The sequence below is a fragment of the Sphingobacterium sp. 1.A.4 genome, from assembly GCF_002734245.1.
GTDB classification, from domain to species: Bacteria; Bacteroidota; Bacteroidia; order Sphingobacteriales; family Sphingobacteriaceae; genus Sphingobacterium; species Sphingobacterium tenebrionis.
Map to the genome: position 1 here is coordinate 1 of NZ_PEAZ01000028.1, position 614 is coordinate 614.

Annotated in this window: 2 tRNA genes and 1 rRNA gene; all 3 read left to right on the forward strand. The window is 51.5% G+C overall.

Annotation, left to right across the window (positions count from 1 at the left end):
* Positions 1–16: 16 nt before the first annotated feature.
* Positions 17–93: transfer RNA gene (locus tag CRJ00_RS02625), tRNA-Ile, on the forward strand.
* Between the two features lie 10 nt (positions 94–103).
* Positions 104–177: transfer RNA gene (locus tag CRJ00_RS02630), tRNA-Ala, on the forward strand.
* A gap of 142 nt (positions 178–319) precedes the next feature.
* A 23S ribosomal RNA gene (locus CRJ00_RS02635) occupies positions 320–614 on the forward strand; the annotation flags it as partial.

Below are 614 nucleotides of genomic sequence, written 5' to 3' on the forward strand. Positions count from 1 at the left end.
AGAGATGAAGATAGCCAGTCCCGTAGCTCAGTTGGTTAGAGCACTACACTGATAATGTAGGGGTCAGCAGTTCAAATCTGCTCGGGACTACCAGGATACGGAAGGGGAATTAGCTCAGCTGGCTAGAGCACCTGCCTTGCACGCAGGGGGTCAACGGTTCGAATCCGTTATTCTCCACAGGCCTTCCCGCAAGGGGAAGGGATGAGAGTTCTTTGACATATTGGAAGAAAAGAGATAACAAGAGAAGACAACAGAGGAGAAGTGCCCACGGGCATGGATCCAAAGCAACGCACCATCTGGCAAAAGGGATGGTGGCGTGAAGAAAGTAAACAAGGGCACACGGGGGATGTCTAGGCTCTCAGAGGCGATGAAGGACGTGATAAGCTGCGATAAGCCACGGGGATCGGCAAATGCGAATCGATCCGTGGATCTCCGAATGGGGCAACCCGGCATGTTGAAGACATGCCATCAAATGAAGCGAACGCGCCGAACTGAAACATCTAAGTAAGCGTAGGAGGAGAAAATAACAATGATTTCCCAAGTAGTGGCGAGCGAACGGGAAAGAGCCCAAACCATACCTGTTACGGCAGATATGGGGTTGTAGGACCACGAGA